At 41.0% G+C, this 19,188-nt stretch carries 18 protein-coding genes; 8 read left to right on the top strand and 10 right to left on the bottom strand.

The annotated features are described in order from the left end of the window. Positions 1-77 precede the first annotated feature (77 nt). Both MTF68_RS11600 and MTF68_RS11595 read left to right on the top strand, forming a co-directional pair. Complete coding sequence (locus MTF68_RS11600; RefSeq protein WP_004587403.1) at positions 78-353, top strand: EF-hand domain-containing protein; 276 nt, start codon at positions 78-80, stop codon at positions 351-353. Positions 354-364: 11 nt separating this feature from the next. Further along, entirely contained in the window at positions 365-817 is a 453-nt protein-coding gene (locus MTF68_RS11595) for a hypothetical protein (protein ID WP_248462576.1), read from the top strand. Positions 818-945: 128 nt separating this feature from the next. Here the strand turns inward: MTF68_RS11595 and MTF68_RS11590 are convergent, their stop codons facing one another. The 5 genes from MTF68_RS11590 to MTF68_RS11570 form a co-directional block, all read right to left on the bottom strand. Further along, the gene (locus MTF68_RS11590) at positions 946-2,247 is read right to left on the bottom strand and encodes an MFS transporter (RefSeq protein ID WP_096739964.1); all 1,302 of its coding nucleotides are present in this window, start codon (positions 2,245-2,247) and stop codon (positions 946-948) included. Between the two features lie 4 nt (positions 2,248-2,251). Further along, positions 2,252-4,192 (bottom strand): bifunctional diguanylate cyclase/phosphodiesterase, encoded by a 1,941-nt coding sequence (locus tag MTF68_RS11585; protein WP_029773418.1) that lies wholly within the window; start codon positions 4,190-4,192, stop codon positions 2,252-2,254. Positions 4,193-4,338: 146 nt separating this feature from the next. Further along, positions 4,339-5,178 carry a glutathione-dependent disulfide-bond oxidoreductase gene (yghU, locus tag MTF68_RS11580; RefSeq protein WP_004587400.1) on the bottom strand — a complete coding sequence of 280 codons (840 nt, stop codon included), beginning with the start codon at positions 5,176-5,178 and terminating at the stop codon, positions 4,339-4,341. 90 nt (positions 5,179-5,268) lie between these two features. Beyond that, positions 5,269-5,850: a rhomboid family intramembrane serine protease gene (locus MTF68_RS11575; protein ID WP_248462574.1), complete on the bottom strand. Its 582-nt coding sequence runs from the start codon at positions 5,848-5,850 to the stop codon at positions 5,269-5,271. Positions 5,851-5,954: 104 nt separating this feature from the next. Then, complete coding sequence (locus MTF68_RS11570; RefSeq protein WP_248462572.1) at positions 5,955-6,638, bottom strand: type 1 glutamine amidotransferase domain-containing protein; 684 nt, start codon at positions 6,636-6,638, stop codon at positions 5,955-5,957. 164 nt (positions 6,639-6,802) lie between these two features. On the opposite strand from MTF68_RS11570, the gene MTF68_RS11565 reads away from it, so the two are divergent. Further along, a complete protein-coding gene (locus tag MTF68_RS11565) occupies positions 6,803-7,726 on the top strand; it encodes a LysR family transcriptional regulator (RefSeq protein WP_024034243.1) in 924 nt (307 codons plus the stop codon). A 12-nt stretch (positions 7,727-7,738) separates the two neighbouring features. Here MTF68_RS11565 and MTF68_RS11560 read toward each other — a convergent pair whose 3' ends face one another. From MTF68_RS11560 to MTF68_RS11540, 5 genes are all read right to left on the bottom strand, one after another. Then, positions 7,739-8,473, bottom strand: coding sequence for a dienelactone hydrolase family protein (locus tag MTF68_RS11560; RefSeq protein ID WP_248462570.1), 735 nt, complete (start codon positions 8,471-8,473; stop codon positions 7,739-7,741). Between the two features lie 77 nt (positions 8,474-8,550). Then, complete coding sequence (locus MTF68_RS11555) at positions 8,551-9,882, bottom strand: glycerophosphodiester phosphodiesterase family protein (RefSeq protein WP_248462568.1); 1,332 nt, start codon at positions 9,880-9,882, stop codon at positions 8,551-8,553. 55 nt (positions 9,883-9,937) lie between these two features. Further along, positions 9,938-10,801 carry a carboxylate/amino acid/amine transporter gene (locus MTF68_RS11550; RefSeq protein WP_248462566.1) on the bottom strand — a complete coding sequence of 288 codons (864 nt, stop codon included), beginning with the start codon at positions 10,799-10,801 and terminating at the stop codon, positions 9,938-9,940. Between the two features lie 103 nt (positions 10,802-10,904). Continuing rightward, on the bottom strand, positions 10,905-13,040 hold the full coding sequence (locus MTF68_RS11545) for a M3 family metallopeptidase (RefSeq protein ID WP_248462564.1): 2,136 nt from the start codon (positions 13,038-13,040) through the stop codon (positions 10,905-10,907). A gap of 212 nt (positions 13,041-13,252) precedes the next feature. Continuing rightward, a complete protein-coding gene (locus MTF68_RS11540; RefSeq protein ID WP_004587392.1) occupies positions 13,253-13,459 on the bottom strand; it encodes a hypothetical protein in 207 nt (68 codons plus the stop codon). A 197-nt stretch (positions 13,460-13,656) separates the two neighbouring features. On the opposite strand from MTF68_RS11540, the gene MTF68_RS11535 reads away from it, so the two are divergent. From MTF68_RS11535 to MTF68_RS11515, 5 genes are all read left to right on the top strand, one after another. Next, positions 13,657-14,520, top strand: coding sequence for a mechanosensitive ion channel domain-containing protein (locus tag MTF68_RS11535; protein WP_024034237.1), 864 nt, complete (start codon positions 13,657-13,659; stop codon positions 14,518-14,520). Between the two features lie 410 nt (positions 14,521-14,930). Next, a complete protein-coding gene (locus MTF68_RS11530; RefSeq protein WP_248462562.1) occupies positions 14,931-17,189 on the top strand; it encodes a TonB-dependent receptor in 2,259 nt (752 codons plus the stop codon). Between the two features lie 106 nt (positions 17,190-17,295). Then, positions 17,296-17,595, top strand: a complete 300-nt coding sequence (locus MTF68_RS11525; RefSeq protein ID WP_004587389.1) for a hypothetical protein — start codon at positions 17,296-17,298, stop codon at positions 17,593-17,595. Positions 17,596-17,648: 53 nt separating this feature from the next. Beyond that, positions 17,649-18,305, top strand: a complete 657-nt coding sequence (locus tag MTF68_RS11520; protein ID WP_248462560.1) for an HAD family phosphatase — start codon at positions 17,649-17,651, stop codon at positions 18,303-18,305. Between the two features lie 33 nt (positions 18,306-18,338). Continuing rightward, the gene (locus MTF68_RS11515) at positions 18,339-19,181 is read left to right on the top strand and encodes a DNA ligase (protein WP_248462558.1); all 843 of its coding nucleotides are present in this window, start codon (positions 18,339-18,341) and stop codon (positions 19,179-19,181) included. The last annotated feature ends 7 nt before the right edge of the window (positions 19,182-19,188 follow it).

The raw sequence follows: 19,188 nt of genomic DNA, 5'->3' as shown, positions 1-19,188 counted from the left end.
GTTTGCACAATGTTTGCATTTTTTAAGCGTACTTTATATTCATACCCTTTATTAATATTTAACCCAAGGTGACCACGATGAAGCATTTTTCTACTTTTGCCGTTGCTGCATTATTATCAATGGCTTTTTCAGCCAATGTTGCAGCCAGAGGCGGTGATAACCCACCACCTAAACCTGATTTTTCAAGCATAGATGCAGATGGTGACGGTGTGATTAGCCTTGCAGAATTTAGCGAAAGTGCGCCACCGCAAGGCGATGCGCAAACTATTTTTGACGAAATAGATGCCGATGGGAATGGCGAAATTAGCGAACAAGAATTAAGTGAACACAAGCCACCACGCCGCGCACGTTAAAGGAGAAAAATATGATCAACAGTATTGGTAGCTCAGCGAGTTTTATGACTCAACAATCTAGCCAAGTAAGCGCTTTAACTTCAGAGCAAACTGAGTTTGTTAAAGAAACACTTGCAGAATTTGATGCACAAAACCTAAGCACGGAAGATGCGCAAAGTATTCAAGCCGCATTTGAAGAGCAGGGGATCTCGCCTACAAAAGAGTTGGCTGATTTGATGAGCGAACTTGATTTTGACGCTAAAAGTATTGGCGATGCAGGGCGCCCTGAAGGGCAGCGCCCGCCACCGCCGCCGCAAAACTCTTTAGAATCTGTTGATACTGACGAAGTGGTTAGCTACTTAGATGAGTTATTTACTGAGTATTCAAGCCAGCTATCTGATGAAGATAAAGAATCAATTCTTTCATCGGTACAAGAAAAATTTGGTTTAAGTGAAGGCGATTCACTGCTAAATGTAACTGCTTAGGTGTTATAACTTGAGGTAAAGCTGACTGTTTATCCTTAGGTCTTAAGTCCAAAGCCCGGCAATTATTTTGTTGGGCTTTTTTATTATACCAATTCGCTTAATTGATTACGTATTATTGCGCATTGGTATTACTCTGCTTGAGGCAAAAAAATCGCGCTAATAGCACCTAACAAACCGAGCAGGCTATACAACAAAATAAGCTGTGCGGTTGATAAAAATGCTTCTAAAAGCCCTATACTCCCTAACATTAAAAGCAAAATGCCAATTACAGTATTACTAACCGACACATAATCAGTGCGTTTATTGCCTTGTGCCATATCTACTAAATAGGTTTTACGCCCGAGCCGTACGCCTTGATGAGCAATGCAAAGCAAAAAATAAAAACCAGGTATTACCCAAGCATATTCAAACAGCTGGCTATACCATGTAGCTATTACAAACACGCTCACGCCGTTTATGGTGACAAGCAACGCACTGATCACAAGCACCTTTTGGCTAGAAAAATCGCTGAGTCTTCCCCATATTGGCCCAGAAATTAAACTTGCTAAGCCAGACACGGCTAAAAATACTGCCAATAATGAAAATTCAAACTGCTGAGAGCTTGCTAAAATAATATAAAAAGGCGCGCTTAGGGCTGAGCAAAGTAAAAAGGCGCGGGTAATTACAAAGTGTGCAAATTGTTTATCTTGATAAAGCAGCTTTAATTTACTTAGCGCATTTAAAAAGCCATTTTTACCGCCTTGTGTCGCGCCTTTGTATTCGTTTATGCGGCTATAAAAAAGTGCAGCAACAACCCACAAAACGGCGCCTAAACACAGCGCAATTAATACCGTATTTTGCTCTTTTTGCCCCGAAAAAAACCACATCATTAAACCAAAAGTGAGTGTTGCAAAGCCAGCAATACTTGCCGCTAGGCCACTAATATTGCCCCGCTTTTTTTTAGGAATAACTTTACCTAATACATCTTTAGCGGCAATAGAATTAAACCCGCGGGCGAGACTAAAGAGCACCAGCAGAGCTAAAATTGCATAGCCAGCCTGAGCGCCTTCTAGCAAAAATGAAACACCAACCATAGCGCCAATACATACAGCTTGGGCAAATGCACCGCAAACCCATACCCATTTTCTTACAGAGAGTTTACGGATAATATTGGCTATCGCTAATTGTGGTAATAAAGAGCCCGATTCTCTTATAGGCACCAGCCACGCTATAAACGCGCTTGGCACGTTTAAGCTTTGCATTAACCAAGGCAGAGTGACTTTAGGGTTGAGGAGGGCATCGGCAAATTTACTAAAAAGCTGACTTGTTAATAAAAGAATAAAGTTACCGGCCACTTCTTTGCAGTCATCTTCGTTTATGTCTTTACAGGCGCGTGCGTCTTCATCGTTGTTAAGGCGTTTATAGACTTGCTCTTTAGTGAGTTTTTTCATACTGCTAGCTACACAATTTGTTTTGCTCTTTGAGGTACGAATCTACAAAGTGTTGTTCCATAGGTTTAGAAAAGTAATAACCTTGTAGGTGAGACACGCCAATTTCTTTTAGCATGTTGGCTTGCTCTAGGGTTTCTACACCTTCGGCGACTACTATAAAATCAAGTGTTGAGGCCATTTGCACAATCGCATGAATTATGCTTAAGCCTCGCTTATCCATGTTTTGAATGAAGCTTTTATCTATTTTTACTATGTCTACACCAATATCTAACATGCTCGACAAGGATGAGTACCCAGTACCAAAATCGTCAATAGAAATACAAAATCCTTGTTTTTGCAGCTCTTTTACTGCTGCTAAAAAGGTGAGCTTATCTTCAGCAAACACAGATTCAGTGATTTCAAGGTGCAGGTTTTCTGGCTTTACGCCGTATTGATCAACGATATTTACAACCTTAGTGACAAAATCAGGGTCTTGAAGTTGTATTACAGATACATTAACGCTCACAGCAATAGGGGGTTGTACGTTTTTAAACGTGCAAGCTTGCACACACGCTTGTTCAATCACCCATAAGCCAAGTTCGGTTATGAGGTTGTATTGCTCGGCAATGGCAATAAATTCATCAGGAAATATCGCTTCGTCATTTAATTGCCAGCGTAAAAGTGACTCAAACGAGGTCACCTTCGCTGTTTGGCTATCCACAATAGGCTGAAACACTAACCGCAAGCCGTTGTCTTTTATTGCACTTGCCAAGCGCTTACTGAGCAATTGTTCGCGTTCTTGTTGGCGCTTTAAGTCATTGTTGTAAATATTTACGCAGCCTTTGGCAATACGTTTTTGATGGTACATAGCTAAATCTGCTGAACGAATTAACGCGCTTAAATCGCCCTCATGCTCAGGAAATAACGCTATGCCAATAGTGGCAGATACCCAGCTTTGGTATTTATATCGTTCATGCTCGGCACGAATGCTTTTAATAACCTTTTTGGCAAAATCAAATAAGTCTTGTTCATCCTCATAGGTTGTTAAAATTAAAAATTCATCTCCGCCCCAGCGGCATTTGTATAAGTGGCGGGTGCAAACGTTAGTGAGTCGCTCGGCTATTTCTTTAAGTACTTGGTCGCCAACTTTATGACCCATAGAGTCATTAATTTGCTTAAAGCCATCTAAGTCTACAAACAGTAAAGCGAGTTTTTCCTCGGGGTGATCTGCCAGCTGTTTATTTGCCACTTTTAAAAAAGCGGTGCGGTTTAACAAGCTTGTTAGCGGGTCAGTATTTGATAAACGGTAAATTTCTTCTGTGCGTGTTTCTACTTTGCTTTCCATTTCGTTAAGTAGTTCGCGGTTTTGATTTCGTAATTTTATGGCTGTTTGGGTAAATGTGGCCGACTTATAAGAAGAGGCGACCATAATTGCCGAAAAAGTAATGCCCAAAAAGCCTAATACATAGTGGTAATAGTCATCAGATAAGGTTAGTACTATAGAGTAAGGCATTAATAAAATAATGCTGTAACACACCGAGGTAAAGCGACTACCCGAGAGCAAATTGGCTGAGCCTCCAGCAAATGCCGACAAAATAGCTATTGTGGTGGTAATTTCAACGGTGGATGAGCTTTTATGAAACCACAGTGCGTAACATGACCACGAAATCGCGGTCGCTATACACCCCACCGAAAAGCGTTTTAAAAAGCTATTTGCATTAAAAGGCTGGTTAACTTCTTTGGTGTAGTTAAAGTAAATAACATCCATTAGCCTTGCTGCTAAAACAACCAGCATAAAAAAAAGCCAAATTATTTTTTCTTGATTTGTTCTCTCATCCGTTAGGTCAAATGCAAATACAAGTACAAAGCTAACTAACGCCGAAACACCAATGCCAGATAAAGCATTAGAATATAAAAGTTTTACGGCTTCTCTGCGTTCATCACTATTTAAATTTTTATATTGCACTCATTAAAGCCTTATGAAAAGTAATGCGGGTATAGCAGGTTACATTTTATAAAAACACAATAATAAATATAGTTTAATGACAGGGAAAATGCAGATTTTAAATAAAAAAATGCCCATAACACAATGTCTTGTTATGGGCTGTTAGATTAAAAGTCGCTGGCGTTATGTCGTTCGCTAAGTTGCTCTTCTTCAGGGCCCCAGGTGCGATTAACACGTTGACCGCGTTTAACAGCGGGGCGTTTTGCTATTTGCTCTGCCCAGCGCATTACATGAGTGTAAGAGGCAACATCTAAAAACTCAGCGGCGTCGTATAATTTTCCAAGCACCAACGAGCCATACCAAGGCCAAATGGCAATGTCGGCTATAGAGTATTCACTACCCGCCATGTATTCGTTTTCACTTAAGTGGCGATTTAATACATCGAGCTGGCGTTTAGTTTCCATAGTAAAACGGTCTATTGGGTATTGCATTTTTGTTGGTGCGTAGCTGTAAAAATGACCAAATCCGCCACCTAAATAAGGCGCTGAACCCATTTGCCAAAATAGCCAATTACGGCACTCGGTCTTGGCTTTAAAATCTTTTGGGATTAGCACATCAAATTTTTCTGCCAAGTATTGTAAAATTGAACCCGACTCAAAAATGCGTGTTGGTGGCGTGGTAGAGTGATCCATTAGCGCAGGAATTTTAGAGTTTGGATTAATATCAACAAAGTCTGAGCCAAATTGGTCGCCTTCGCCAATGTTAATTAAATAGGCATCGTAGTCGGCATCGGTTAGGCCAAGCTCTAATAACTCTTCAAACATAATGGTCGCTTTTTGGCCATTAGGCGTGGCTAATGAATAAAGTTGAAAGGCATGCTTGCCAATGTCTAAGGTTTTGTCATGAGTAGCGCCGGCAATAGGGCGGTTAATATTAGCAAATTTACCACCACTTTCGCTGTCCCACGTCCAAACTTTAGGCGGCGTGTATTCGTGTTCATTACTCATAAATAACCTCAATTTAAAAATGTAATTAATTTATATACTCATAGATAACAAGCTGGGGGCGTAAAAAATTAATTAAAGGCAATGAAAAAATTATCGTGCTTTTAATTTATCTGCTTTGGCAAGTTTATACCCTAAAAAGAAACCACTTAACGCACCAAAAAGGTGACTTTCGAACGAGACATGAAAGCGTTGTGGTAGCACGCCCCAAATAAATCCGCTGTAAAGCACTGCCACTACTAGGGCAATAACAATAGACTTAAACGAGCGCCTAACCACGCCATAGCACAGTATAAATCCCCATAAACCATAAATAACGCCGCTTAACCCAACATGAAAACTACTTCGTCCAAAGGCCCACACTAATAGCCCGCCAATTAACGCTGTAAATACAAACACGGTATAAAAGCGTTTTACACTGTATTGGCAAATTAGCCAGCTAAGTACAGCAAAAGGCAACATGTTGCTAGCAAAGTGCCACCAGCTGCCATGTAAAAATGGGGCGCATAAAATGCCGATTAACCCTTGAACGCTGCGAGGGTAAATACCTAAACCATTAAGCGTAATGCCAGGTAAACTATTGATCACCTGTAGTATTAGGCATATAAAAACTACGCTAAATATTGCAAATCGCGTACTGGTTATCAGTGAATATGATGATGGGGTAGTTGGCATATAAACGCTTTAGTAGGATTGTTTTGTACCAGTATAGGAGTATGTTTTCGCTATTAAAAGCGATTTAATAAGCGCGGCGTTATACGCCGCGCACAGGGGTTATTTTAACCTAGTTTAGTTAATAGTTTTTTCGCAGCAAGCTCTGAACTTGCTGGGTTTTGGCCTGTAATCACTAAGCCATCTTCAAGCGCTAATACGCCCCAGTCGTCGGTTTTTTGATAATCGCCGCCTTTTTTGATTAGCTCGTCTTCCACTAAAAATGGCACTACGTCTGTTAATTGCACGGCGGCTTCTTCTGAGTTAGTAAAGCCTGTTACTTTTTTACCTGCAACTAAGGCATTGCCTTGTGCATCTTTAACATTTAAAAAAGCGGCACTTGCGTGGCAAACAGCCGCTACTGGCTTTTGCTCTTTTACAAACTTTTCAATAAGTGAGATTGAATCTGTGTTATCTACTAAATCCCATAGTGGGCCGTGGCCGCCTGGGTAAAATACCGCGTCAAAGTCGCTGGCGTTTACTTCACTTAACTTTTTGGTGTTTGCCATAAGTGTTTGTGCTGCGCTGTCGTTGTCATAGCGCTTTGTTGCATCGGTTTCAAAGTCAGAAAGCGTGCTAGTTGGGTCAATCGGCGGTTGGCCACCCGCAGGGGATGCAAGTGTTACCTCTGCACCAGCATCAACAAATGCGTAGTAAGGTGCTGCAAATTCTTCTACCCAAAAACCTGTTTTTTCGCCTGTGTTGCCAAGCTCTGAATGTGAGGTAAGTACCATAAGTATTTTTTTAGCCATAACAATATTCCTTCGATTAGTGAGTAAATTAAAGCTTGGTGTTAACCAAGGTGCTGTAATAACTATATGCACTTAAAAGGATTTAAACAACGATGATAAATTTAACTTTATTGGTTTAATTATTGATACAATTATTGAGTTGAATAATCATTGGTGGGTTTGTGATGAAAGTGTCGTTTGAGCAACTTAAAAGCATGGTGGTATTTGCGCAAATTGTCGAGCAGGGCAGTTTAACCGCGGCTGCAAAGCAGTTGGGGTTAACGCGTGCGGTGGTAAGTTATCACCTTAAAAAATTAGAAACGCAATTAGAAGTTACGCTACTAAATCGCTCAACCCGCACTATGGCGCTAACTGAGGCGGGCATTGCGTATTATGAGCGCTGTAGAGTGATCACAGAACAAGCAAACGCAGCTAATCAGCAAATAGAAAACATTAAAAGTGAGCCACAAGGAGTATTAAAAATTAGCTGCCCTGTTAATGTAGGCATGCAACTAATTGTGCCAGCAATTAATACGTTTAAACGCCAATACCCCAAAATTGAAATAGACCTGCAACTAACCGATGATGTGGTTGATATTATAAAAAACGGCTTTGATATTGCTATTCGTGGGGTCGCTTTAAGTGACTCAAACTTACAAGCCACTAAACTAACCACCATGAGTACCTGTATTTGTGGCTCAGCTGAGTATTTTGAACACTTTGGCAAACCTAAAACGCCAGCTGAATTAGCCTTGCATAAATGGGTGGTGTACCAACTTAGCAGTAAAACATTAACCCTTAGCAAAGAGGGCAAAAAATACGATGTAATACTTCAAGGCGGCATTAGCACCAATAATGCCGCGGCGCGTACCGCGTTTGTAGAGGCCGGGCACGGGCTTGGGCGCATTCCGTTGTATGATGCGTGGCCTAAAGTGCAAGCAGGGCTGTTAGAAATAATACTTGATGATTATAAAACAAAAGATATTGAGCTTTATGGTGTGTTTCCACCTGGGGCGGCAGGCTCCAAAAAGCTCAGGTTGTTTATTGATTATTTAAAAGCCTATTTTGTTAAACAGCATACTGCACTGGGCATGCTAAAAAGCACGTAAAACCGCACTTAATTACAAAGTACGATTAAATAATGCAACCGCTTGTTGGTACATAGTAATTGCAAGCGCGGCATCGTAACGCTCGCCCTCATCACGCATAAACGCATGCTGTGCGTTTACTTCTTGCCAGTGATAGTTAATACCCGTGGCTACACATTGCTGGTAAATTTTACTTCGGCCTTGTTGCGGTACATGTGGGTCTTGCTTACCCCAAATAAAGTGTATTTCACCTTGAATATCAGCCATGCGTTCAAACGAATTGTTACCTGCATTAGCAGTTAAGGTATCACTATGAATATCGGTGGCGTATAAACAAAATGCGGCTTTTATGTGTGGGTTTAATGCGGCTCTGTAAGCTAAATGCCCACCAATGCACACACCCATGGCGCCTACTGTGCCAGTGCAGTAATCTTGGCTTTGTACAAAGTCGATGAGTGCTTGTGTGTCGCTGTCGTGGTGCTCAAGTGGCTTTTGCCATTTATCGGCATTGCCTTTATCTTTACCCGCGTCATCGTACGCAAGTGCAGTACCAATCGGGTTTAGCTCATGAAATACCTCAGGCACTAACACAACAAAACCGTGGCTTGCTAAAATAGCAGCGCTGCGCGCAATAGGCGCGGTTTGCTGAAAAATTTCAGAGTAAAAAATAATACTTGGGTATTGGCCAGCTGCTTGTGGGCGGTAAACGGTAGTACGCATTAAGCCTGTTGGGGTGGGTAGGTCGGTATTATGGTGTTGGATTATCATAAAAGCGCTCAGTTAAATAATTAATAAGGTTATGGTAACTGAGCGCAAAAAAATAAACGACCACTGATACTGGTTTTTTAAATGCTTGCAGGCATTTTATTACAACTTGCGTAGTAGCTTACGGTCGCAGGCCAATCCGAAAATATACCCATAACCCCAACATCCTGCGCGAGTACATCAACCACCGTCATCATGTCGCCATCGTTATCGATAACATCGGCGATTGATTGATAGTAGTAGCCACCGCCCTCGTTAAGAGGCCCCGAGCGCTCAAGGCTCCATGCTATCAGTTCAAGCCCTGCAGCTTTTGCGTCAATGGCGTATTGTGAGGGGACAATATTACTTTCGTTGTCTATGGTGAGCATCATCCAAATAGGGGGCGCTAATATTTTAACGCCATCGGCTACTAGCTCTTCCATACTTGGTTGCCACGTTGCAGGGTTACTTGGATCAAAGCCCGCTTCGCTGTCACGGCCATCTAAATATACGCTTTGATTTGCAAAGTCGGGGTTGTTATTTATCCAATATTTCACATCATCAAGATTAAACGATTGCGGGTACACATCACTGCTTGGTACGTCCAATTGCGTGTATTCATCAAGCATTTTTTGCGCGTATTGCTGTTGTGTCATTCCCTCAAAAGGCATGCTAACTTGCGGCGATTTTAGCTCTGGGGTCATTTTTACACCCAGGCTTTTAAATAACTCAATACTTTGTTTATGGGTTACTAATGTTCCACTTGTGGCGTATAAATCGGTGCGCCAGCTGGGCGTGCCTTGCATATATTCACCAACAGTAGTGGCTTGGGTGTTGGCGCCATCCATTTTACCTTCAAGCGTTAAAAATTCGCTCAGGCTGATATCGCTTGTGCAGCATTTAGCGGTGGCAGGCGTGCCGCTGGCTGCGTTAGCTGGAGTAAAAGGCACACTGCATTTAGCGGCAAGTTCAGGAATGGCTAATATATTGGTGGTGGTGTGCAAATCGCACTGAGAGTGGCGACACACGAGCTCTTTGTCGCTGGTAAAGGTTACATCGCACTCGACAATACCTGCGCCCATACGCGCTGCAGCTATATAAGACTCCTTTGTATGCTCAGGGTATTGCATTGGCGCACCACGATGGCCAATAGAAAAATCTGTACGGTAAAATGGCCCATCCGTACACGATTCTAATTTTGTTTTTAAATCGCTCTGTGCCATATCGTTAATTAAGTAGTCGGCACGAGTACCTAATTGAATATCAGGCGCCTCGCCTTTTGCAACTTCAACAATTACAGGCGTCGGTACTTCAACAACCTCAACGGTGGTATTGGTAACGACTACGTCTTTTTCTACAACTTCGACATCGTCGTCGCAGCCGCTCAGTAGTGCAAGTATTACTGAGCTTGTTATTAGGGTGAGATGTTTCATGTTTGTTCCTTAACGTTATTTTATTCAACCCTAATCGCATTCAATGACAAATTAGCTACAAGGATGTGACGTTCTGTTTATTTGTCCCTATTTGATTAATTACCAGTGCCGCTAACATAATTGCACCCCCCATACTTAAGCGCATAATGTCGGCATTTTTATTCCATATAAGCACGTTAACAATAATACCGGCAGGAATAAGCACGTTGTTCATAACGGCTAATGCTCCCACATTTACTTTTGTTGCCCCTTTGTTCCATAAAAAGTAACCAAGGCCTGAGGCTACAATACCTAAATATATTAAAATACCCCACTGGGTAGGTGTACTCGGTAATTTGCTTGTATTGCCAAATAAAGCGTAGCAAGCACTCGCCACCACTAAGGCGCCAATAAAAAACCAACCAAATACGGTTTTGTCATCCAACTGATTAGTGGCCATTAAACGTTTATAAGTTACTTGTCCGGTGGCAAAACTAATATTGGCACCCTGAACCAGTAATAAACCGATGATGAAATGACTATTGAGGCTTTCCCAGCGAATAGCTACCGCGCCCAGTACGGCAATAAGCGCAACCGCAAAAAAGCGAGGGTTAAAATGCTTATTAAATGCATCGTTTAAAAGCGTTATATAAAGCGGCGTCATAACGGTAAAGAGCAACACTTCGGGTACGCTTAAAAATAAAAAGGAGTGATAGTAAAAGCTGTACATAACACCCAGTTGCACAGCGCCTATCAGCATCAGCTTAAGTGCGAGTGGTTTTGAGGTAAGTTTAGGTTTTAAAAAGGGTAAAAAAACCAACGTGGCTAATGCAACTCGTATTAATACACTAAACCACGCATCAACTTGGCCTGCTAAGTACACACCAATTAAACTAAATGAAAAAGCCCAAAGTAGGGTAACTGCAAATAAATAGCCCATAATTGTCGTTTTTTATAATTTATAGTGTGGTTAGTTTATCTGTTATAAACAATAAAAGCCCGCAAGCGGGCTTTTATAAGGTTAAAATTAATAAACGAGGTTATTAATCAACTAAACCACGGCGCTTAAGAAGTGCGTCTGTTGTTGGTTTTTGGCCTCTAAACTCAATGTAGCTTTGCATTAAGTCGCGGCTGTTACCTTTTGATAGGATTTCTTCACGGAACTTGTCACCGTTTTCACGGGTTAGGCCACCGTTATTTTCCATATGTGCAAACGCATCGGCTGCAAATACTTCAGTCCATAGGTAGGCGTAGTAACCTGCTGAGTAACCACCGGCAAAAGTATGGCTAAAGTAGTTTGATTTATAACGCGGTGGCACTGGGTAGTAATCAATACCGTGTGCTTTTAGCGCATCGCTTTCAAACTTTTGAACATCACTGATTTTTTTATCAGAACCAAATGAGTGCCATTCCATATCAAGTAAAGCAGCTGCTAAGTATTCAGTAGTACCAAAGCCTTGGTTGAATTTTTGCGATGCTAATACTTTATCAAGTAATGCTTGTGGAATTGGCTCACCCGTTTTGTAATGCTTAGCGTAGTTAGCAAGTACGGTAGGTTCAATCATCCAGTCTTCGTGTGCCTGTGAAGGAAATTCAACAAAGTCACGTGCTGTAGCAGTACCCGCTAGGCTTGGGTATTTAACATTTGAGAATAAACCGTGCGCAGCATGACCAAATTCATGGAACATAGTCGATACTTCGTCGAAGGTCATTAGCGTTGGCTCACCTTCAGCTGGTTTTGGAATGTTTTGTGCGTTGTAAATAACCGGTTTAGTGCCTTTTAAGCCGCTTTGGCTTACATATGCACTCATCCATGCACCGCCACGCTTACCTTCACGTGCGTATGGGTCCATGTAAAATAAACCAATAGCGCTGCCATCTGCGTTAAATACTTCGTACGCTGTTACATCTTCGTGGTAAACAGGTAAGTCTTTACGCTCTTTAAAGGTGATACCGTAAAGCTTGTTCATTGCGAAGAATAAACCATCATGGATCACAGAGTTCATTTCAAAGTAAGGCTTAACTAGCGCAGGATCTAGGTCGTACTTTTCAGCACGTACTTTTTCTGCGTAAAACGCCCAATCCCATGGCTTAAGCTCAAAGCTTTCGCCAGAATCGTTAATTACTTTTTGGATAGCGGCCGCTTCTGCTTTGGCTTTTTCAACAGCTTTTGGTGCAAGGTCATCTAAAATGCCGTACACGTTGTCGGTTGTTTGTGCCATACGCGAAGTCATTACATACGATGCCCAATCTTTAAAACCTAACAGCTCTGCTTTTTGTGCTCGCAGGTTAGTTTCTTCAATAATGATAGGCCCGTTAGTTTTAGCGGCACGGTTTGTAGAAGCTTTAAAAATTTGCTCGCGTAGCTCACGGTTTTCAAGGCTTGATAAGATAGGCTGCTGAGTGGTATTAACCAGGGTGATCATGTAGCCGTCTTTGCCTGCTTTTTTAGCTGCGGCTGCAAGGCCTGCAATTTCACCTTCAGATAGGCCAGCAAGTTTAGATTTGTCTGTAACAACAATAACGTCTTCTTTAAACGATTTTAAAATGTTTTGAGAGAACGCAGTAGATAGCTCTGCAAGCTGAGCGTTTATTTCACGCATTTTTGCTTTTTCAGCATCGCTTAACTTAGCACCGGCTTTTACAAATTGCTTGTAGTAGAAATCAACTAAGCGTTGATCTTCAGCGTTAAGCGCATCTTTATTGTCGTAAATAGTTTGTACACGCTTAAATAACGGACCATTTAGGTAAATGTCATCAGAGTGAGCAGATAATACCGGCGCCATTTTTTTGCTTATACGTTGGTATTCGTCATCTGAAATTAAACCCGATAGGTTGTAAAAAGCAGCAGATACGCGGTTTAACAACTCACCAGATTTTTCCATCTCAACAAGTGTGTTTTCAAATGTTGCTGGTTCTGGGTTGTTTGCAATAGCTTGAACTTGCGCAGTGTGCTGAGCAATACCTGCATCAAAGCCTGCTTCGTAGTCTTTTGTACCAAACTTATCAAACTCTGGTGCCATGTATTGTAATGGGCTTGGTTTGAATAATACATTGTTTGCGTTCATATCTTGCACTTGTGCTGCGCTCTCTTTAGCTGTGTTCTGAGTTTCGTTAGATGAACAAGCAGATAGGATTAGGGCACTAGCAATAGTAGTGGCGATCAGTGTTTTACGCATAATAACTCCATAAAAAGATGAGCCGAAATAGGCTTTTCGAGTCGAAAACCCAGTTAACTTATCAAATTTTGGCGTTTATACAATAAAGTTTATCGGTATTAAGCGGGATTTAAACGCAAATTAGCTACTAAAAATGCGATTTGGAGGTAAAAGTAGCCTTAAAAATAAACGTAAGGCTACTTAAATATTGTATTGTGTGTGTTTTTTAAAGGCTAGTTATAGCCAAGAACAAAGCGTTTTTCAGAACCAAAGCTATTAGATTGCTGGCCAAATTCTTTATTAATAGTAGCAAGTGTTTGTTCTTGCTCAGCAAGAAGGCACAAAATTTTATTGCGGTAATCTAGGCTGCTTTCAAACAAATTTAAATCTACCTGCGGCTGCAAAGTAGCGAGTCTTTGATTTAGAGTAAGTTGTGACATATGTAATCTCCAGTGCTTGTACACTATTTATATAGCACTCGGTGCAATAAAGAGTTAATAAATTGTTTAAACAAAAACGTTAAACCTATTAACTTAGCGTTTTAACACTATTATGCCGTGCTAAGCTTAGCGAAGACTGAACCACACTCATTTTTACTGAACAAATAACAAACAATAAATAATACTTTGGAAAATACATGACGCTCGAACACATTCAACATTATCTCAGCTTGGTTATTTTTACCTATAACGACGTACACATCACTGTGGCTAAGGTTATACAAGTTCCTTTAATTTTATTTGCTATGTGGTTTGTAGTAACGCGCATTGGCAAACTTATTAAAAAAACACTGCTGGCAAAAAAAATCAGCCAAGACGCGGTTCATCTATTTACGCGCATTTATTTTATTTTGAGTATCGCAATATTAATTTTCACCTCGTTAGAGGTTTTAAGTATTCCGCTTACGGCCTTTGCATTTGTATCAGGGGCCATAGCCATTGGGGTTGGATTTGGTGCGCAAAACATTATTAATAACTTTATTAGTGGCTGGATTTTAATGTGGGAGCGGCCAATTCGTATTGGGGACTTTTTAGAAGTAGGTAATGCAAAGGGCGTAGTAGAAACTATTAATACGCGCTCTACCCGCATTCGCCGTAACGATGGTGTGCATATGTTAATCCCTAATTCGCAACTATTAGAAAACACAGTGACTAACTGGACCTTAATAGACGGTAATGCCCGCTCCTCGGTTAGCGTAGGTGTTGCTTATGGCAGCGATGTATTGTTAGTTAAAACGTTAATTCAACAAGTGCTTGATGATCATGATGCGATACTAACAAATCCAAAAGCCTCTGTTTTATTTGACGACTTTGCTGATAGCTCACTGGTGTTTAATGCAATTTTTTGGGTTTGTGCAGAGTCAGAAACCATGCTCAGAAAAGTACGTAGTGATATCCGTTTTAGTATCTATGCTGTTTTTGAAAAACACGATGTGGTGATTGCGTTTCCACAGCGCGATATTCACATTGATGGAGAAATTGCGTTAAAGCGTACTCAATGAATTTAGCCTTTAAAAATTTAGCAAGCATTAACGGGTTTTAACTGCGCGTTTCTAGTTTGGGTTTATTTGTAAAAATACGCAGTTTGCTACTTTAAAGCGGCTTTTGAAAGAAAGGACATATGTCCGCATTATTAGTCTTTTGCATCTAAAAGCGGGTAAAAAAGCTATAAAATGAGGTTAAATGTTGCAAAAAAGTTTACTTTTTTGTACATATTTATGCAGTAAATTTGTAATACGATGGTATAATCTTCATCGTTCGTTCAGCCTCATTACTCCGTTTTTGTACTCTCGGTGATGAGGTCCGCGCGCCATAAAGCTAGACGCGAAAAATTGTACGAGCCCGCAATGAATACATTGCGCAACACAAAAAACCGTTGAACAAGAGTGCATACAAAAGGTTTATACCCGACATGAAAGCAATCAAAAAAACTGCAATAGCGACCATAATTAATGCTGCTTTTTTATCTGCAGCTGGTACCTCTGTTTCTACTCTTGCTGCTGAAGAAGAAACTGCAAAAAAAAATAACCAATTAGAAGTTATTCAAGTTACTGCTCGTAAACGTGTAGAAAATGCACAAGAAGTGCCTGTTGCTGTATCTGCATTACAAGGTGATAACCTTGATGCTTATAGTTCTGCTGGTATGGATATTCGCTTTATGAGTGCGAAAATCCCAAGTCTTTCAATCGAATCATCGTTTGGACGTTCTTTCCCTCGTTTTTATGTTCGTGGTTTGGGTAATACCGATTTCGATCTTAATGCTTCACAACCTGTTTCATTAGTTGTTGATGAAGTGGTTCAAGAAAATGCCATTTTAAAAGGCTTTCCAGTATTTGATGTTGAGCGTGTAGAAGTACTACGTGGTCCACAAGGTACTTTGTTTGGCCGTAATACGCCGGCTGGCCTAGTTAAATTTGATACTGTTAAACCAAGCCAAGAATTTGAAGGTTACGGTGCTGTTTCTTACGGTAGCCGTGGCGCTGTAGATACAGAAGGCGCTGTAGGTGGTGCATTAACTGACCGTTTATCTGCACGTGTTTCTTTGCTATGGCAAGATAAAGATGATTACATCGACAACCAAGCGCCTGGCTTTGAAGCGAAAGACGAGCAAGGCGGCTACACAGAAAAAGCAGCGCGTATTCAATTTTTATACGAAGGCGATGACTTTACTGCTCTTCTAAACTACCACACGCGTGACCTAGACGGCTCACCAATTGCGTTTCGTGCAAACGTTATTGAATCAGGCTCAAACGATTTAGTAGACAACTACGAACACGATGTTGTTTATCAAGATGCTGCTTCACGTTCAACACAACAAGTTGAATCTGAAGGCGCAAGCTTGAAGCTTGAGTGGGATATTAGCGATGAGTACACTATTACCTCTATCTCAGGTTGGGAAAGTGCAGAAATATACTCACGTGCCGACATTGATGGTGGTTGGGGTTGTGGTTTTTGCCTGCAAGAGAATGGTCCAGGCGATGTACCATTTGAATCTGAAAGTGCGGATGGTATTCCTGAGCAAGATCAATTAACGCAAGAGCTTCGCCTTGCTAGTAACTTTAGTGGCGATTTTAACTACCAAGTTGGCCTTTTTTACTTTGACGAAGAACTAACAATTGAAAACTTTAGTTATAGCACTCCTGATAGCGGTGCTTTAAATGGTTACGTTCAACAACAGCAAGATACAACTGCATGGGCTATTTTTGGCTCAGTAGATTACATTTTCTCAGATAAATTAAAAGTAACTGCGGGTCTTCGTTACTCTGATGACGAAAAAGATTTTGTTGCAGACCGTACTATTAGCCCAATTGGCGGTGGAGCTTTATACGTAGAGCGCAGTGTTAGCGACAGCCATGTAAGCTGGGACTTATCTGCAAACTACAAAGTTAATGACGATGTAAACTGGTATAGCCGTGTTGCCAACACATTCCGTGCGCCTAGCTTACAGGGTCGTATTTTGTTTGGTGATGACGTAACAACTGCTGATTCAGAAACCGTGACTTCATTTGAAACCGGTATTAAATCAGACGTTCTTGACGGTCAAGGTCGTGTAAATGCAACTGTATTTTACTACACAATGGATGACCAACAGCTTACAGCTGTAGGTGGTGGTGCTAACTTTAACCGCTTAGTTAATGCTGATAAAACTACAGGTTATGGGTTTGAGCTAGATACTGAGTGGGTATTAAGCGATGAGTTTAATGCAACATTTAACTTAAGCTACAATAAAACTGAAATTAAAGATAATGATTTAGCAGTGGCTGCTTGTTTTCAATGTACAGTTACTGACCCAATTAATGACTCTGGTTTAGCTGTACTAGATGGCAACAGCTTACCGCATGCGCCAGAGTGGATCTCTAACTTTACCCTTCGTTATACGAAAGAGCTTGAAGATGGTAACTTCTTCGCATTAGGTGATATTTCTTACCGTAGCGAAATTAACATGTTCCTATACGATTCAGTAGAATTTGAAGGTAAAGCATTAACAGAAGTAGGTTTACGTGCAGGCTACGAGTGGGCTGAAGGTGACTACGAGTACCAAGTATCTGCATTTGTTCGTAACTTATTTGATGAGCAACAAGCAATTGGTGCGGTAGACTTCAATAACAATACGGGTATTGTTAATGAAGAGCGCTACATTGGTGCTGAATTTAAAGTTAACTTCTTCTAAAGATAACCTTAAATTTTATTAATTTTTAAAAGCCTGCCTAGTGCAGGCTTTTATGTTTTTATAAAGCTGGTAAAGTAGCGTTAATTAACTTTGATGAGATAGAAAAATGGCTGGATTTTGGAACTACCGTGTAATTTTTTGTGAAGCAACGAAAGATGAAGCAGCGCAATATCAAATACACGAAGTAGAATATAACTTAAATGGCAAAGTAACTAATTGGTCAGAAACAGGCGCAGCACCTTTTGGTACAACGCTAGATGAGTTAGCCGCTGATGCCGATCGTTTAAAAACGGCGCTAGAAAAACCAGTACTTAAGGTTGTGCGCAAAGCCCGAGGCTACGAGCTGGTTGATGTTGAAACCGGTGAAGAAGCATTTGCTGAGCCACCTGCAGGCTTAACAGCATAATATTATAAAGGCGCCTAGGCGCCTTTTTTAACGTTAAAATTTAAGGAATGAGGATGAGCTTAAACGCAGTATTGTTTGATATGGATGGCACGCTAGTTGACTCTGAAAGCATGCACTTTGAGTGTTGGAGCCAGCTGCTTGCACCCTACAATGTAAGTTATAACGAAGTGGAGTTTTGTCAGCGCTTTTCAGGGCGCCCAACGTTAGAAGCAGCAATTAATATTAAAAATGAGCATAATTTAGACGTCAGCGCACAGTTTTTAGCAGATGAAAAATATCGGTTATTTGGTGAATACGTAAAAACTAATTTACCGCCTGTTATGCCTTTTACTGAGCAAACCTTACACGCTGTTAAAAACAGTGGGCTAAAAATGGCGTTAGTTACCGGCAGTGCTCGTAGCGAAGCTATGCCTATTTTAAAAGGGCTAGGTTTTTATGAGTTATTTGATACTGTAGTGACAAAAGACGATGTAACAAATCCAAAGCCAGCAGGCGATCCTTATCTTTTAGCGCTTGAACATATACATGTAGCCCCAGAGCATGCAATTGCTGTTGAAGACACCTTTACGGGCGTTTGTGCTGCAACTAATGCACAGGTTAGAGTCGTTGCGATTGCAAATCATCATACAATTGACCATGATTTTAGTAAGGCGACGTACAAAATGGCTGACCTAGGTGAGTTTTGGCAGTGGGTTGAATCTCAACTATAGTTAAAGCCTTATTTTATTTGCAGGGATGCAGTAATGGCTCAGCTAAAGTACTTACTTTTCATTGTCAGCTTAATTGGCTCATCGCTTGTTTTTGCGGCGCAGCCTCAGGTCTTATTGGCAAAAGTATATGATGAATCTAAACATGGCAATATTAGTGAATACCTCGTCAGTGAAAAATTTGATGGTGTAAGAGCAATATGGACGGGCGATAAATTTATTACCCGTAAAGGAAATGCGATTAACGCCCCGAGTTGGTTTACGGCGCCATTACCAAATGTTTGGTTAGATGGGGAGCTGTGGATAGCGCGCACTCAATTTTCTTTGGTCAGTGGGATTGTAAGAACCAAACGCCCCAGTAATTCAGATTGGCACGCTATACGCTATCAAATATTTGATATGCCAGACTCAACCCTTCCTTTTAGTGCGCGTTATAAAAACTACCAAGCCGTGGTAAAACAAATCAATAAGCAGCATATAACTGCAGTTAAGCAACACCGCTTTACTAGCACAGCCCAATTAACAGCGTACTTTGAAGATTTAACTAAGCAAGGGGCTGAAGGGGTGATGCTGCATTTAGCCAATGCTAAACATAAAAGCGGGCGCAGTAATACATTATTAAAGTTAAAGCCCTATCTTGATGCTGAAGCGGTTGTGATTGCACATTTACCGGGCAAAGGAAAATACACCGGTATGTTAGGTGCATTAAAAGTAAAAACACCTTATGGGCAAATATTTAAAATAGGCACGGGCTTTAGTAATAAACAGCGCCAAACACCTCCGGCTATAGGCAGCACGGTAACGTATCGGTACCACGGGTTAACAAAGCATGGCTTACCACGTTTTGCGAGCTTTTTAAGGGTGAGGGAGGGTCATTAGCGTTTAT

The sequence above is a fragment of the Pseudoalteromonas sp. 2CM37A genome, from assembly GCF_023161885.1.
Classification (GTDB): Bacteria; Pseudomonadota; Gammaproteobacteria; order Enterobacterales; family Alteromonadaceae; genus Pseudoalteromonas; species Pseudoalteromonas atlantica.
This window is presented reverse-complemented; position numbering and strand designations above follow the sequence as displayed.

Excerpts from the sequence above, each read along its gene's own strand:
- MTF68_RS11600 (WP_004587403.1), top strand. The coding sequence starts at position 78 with ATGAAGCATTTTTCTACTTTTGCCGTTGCTGCATTATTATCAATGGCT.
- MTF68_RS11595 (WP_248462576.1), top strand. The coding sequence starts at position 365 with ATGATCAACAGTATTGGTAGCTCAGCGAGTTTTATGACTCAACAATCT.
- MTF68_RS11590 (WP_096739964.1), bottom strand. The coding sequence starts at position 2,247 with ATGAAAAAACTCACTAAAGAGCAAGTCTATAAACGCCTTAACAACGAT.
- yghU (WP_004587400.1), bottom strand. The coding sequence starts at position 5,178 with ATGAGTAATGAACACGAATACACGCCGCCTAAAGTTTGGACGTGGGAC.
- MTF68_RS11575 (WP_248462574.1), bottom strand. The coding sequence starts at position 5,850 with ATGCCAACTACCCCATCATCATATTCACTGATAACCAGTACGCGATTT.
- MTF68_RS11570 (WP_248462572.1), bottom strand. The coding sequence starts at position 6,638 with ATGGCTAAAAAAATACTTATGGTACTTACCTCACATTCAGAGCTTGGC.
- MTF68_RS11565 (WP_024034243.1), top strand. The coding sequence starts at position 6,803 with ATGAAAGTGTCGTTTGAGCAACTTAAAAGCATGGTGGTATTTGCGCAA.
- MTF68_RS11560 (WP_248462570.1), bottom strand. The coding sequence starts at position 8,473 with ATGATAATCCAACACCATAATACCGACCTACCCACCCCAACAGGCTTA.
- MTF68_RS11555 (WP_248462568.1), bottom strand. The coding sequence starts at position 9,882 with ATGAAACATCTCACCCTAATAACAAGCTCAGTAATACTTGCACTACTG.
- MTF68_RS11550 (WP_248462566.1), bottom strand. The coding sequence starts at position 10,801 with ATGGGCTATTTATTTGCAGTTACCCTACTTTGGGCTTTTTCATTTAGT.
- MTF68_RS11545 (WP_248462564.1), bottom strand. The coding sequence starts at position 13,040 with ATGCGTAAAACACTGATCGCCACTACTATTGCTAGTGCCCTAATCCTA.
- MTF68_RS11540 (WP_004587392.1), bottom strand. The coding sequence starts at position 13,459 with ATGTCACAACTTACTCTAAATCAAAGACTCGCTACTTTGCAGCCGCAG.
- MTF68_RS11535 (WP_024034237.1), top strand. The coding sequence starts at position 13,657 with ATGACGCTCGAACACATTCAACATTATCTCAGCTTGGTTATTTTTACC.
- MTF68_RS11530 (WP_248462562.1), top strand. The coding sequence starts at position 14,931 with ATGAAAGCAATCAAAAAAACTGCAATAGCGACCATAATTAATGCTGCT.
- MTF68_RS11525 (WP_004587389.1), top strand. The coding sequence starts at position 17,296 with ATGGCTGGATTTTGGAACTACCGTGTAATTTTTTGTGAAGCAACGAAA.
- MTF68_RS11520 (WP_248462560.1), top strand. The coding sequence starts at position 17,649 with ATGAGCTTAAACGCAGTATTGTTTGATATGGATGGCACGCTAGTTGAC.
- MTF68_RS11515 (WP_248462558.1), top strand. The coding sequence starts at position 18,339 with ATGGCTCAGCTAAAGTACTTACTTTTCATTGTCAGCTTAATTGGCTCA.